Source organism: Mesorhizobium sp. M1A.F.Ca.ET.072.01.1.1, from assembly GCF_004023325.1.
GTDB lineage: Bacteria > Pseudomonadota > Alphaproteobacteria > Rhizobiales > Rhizobiaceae > Mesorhizobium.
Genome location: NZ_RZSF01000710.1, coordinates 1 through 530 on the forward strand (window position 1 = coordinate 1; position 530 = coordinate 530).

Here is a 530-nt window from a genome sequence, read left to right on the forward strand (position 1 = left end):
GGTGCCACCACCATGGCGAGATTGTAGGTGCCGATATCGGGCATGCCGTCCTTCGCGCCCAGCGAAACCATCTCGTCGCCGAGGAAGGACTTCGGCAGCGGCGCGACGGCAAGGTCAGCCATGATGGCGGCGCGCTGGCCGGCGGTATGAGCGCTCATATAGGCGATGCGGTAGTTGCGACCTTCCCGGCCGAGCGCTTCCAGGGCGCCGGCCCGCCAGGCGCAGCCTTCTTCCCAAAGCGAAACCGGCAGCGGTTCGCGCAGATGCGCGCAGCCGCCCTTGGCGCCGGCCCAGACGATCGGCTCGGTTAGCAGCACCTCGGCGCCGACCGCGCTGGTCTTGTAGGAATTGGTGAGCAACGTGATGTCGAGCGCACGGTCGTCCATGCGGCGGCGTAGATTGACGCTCTGGTCGATGGTGACGTCGACGGCGATCGACGGATGCGATTGCGCGAAGCGCTTCAACACGTGGGGCAGCACGCGCTCGCCATAGTCGTCCGGGGAGCCAAGCCTGACCACACCGACAATGTC

Annotated in this window: 1 protein-coding gene; it reads right to left on the reverse strand. The window is 66.6% G+C overall.

Annotated elements, in window-relative coordinates; all coding sequences use genetic code 11:
• Positions 1 to 530 (reverse strand): LysR substrate-binding domain-containing protein (locus tag EOA32_RS37660; protein WP_245499541.1); only part of this gene is annotated, 530 nt, incomplete at both ends.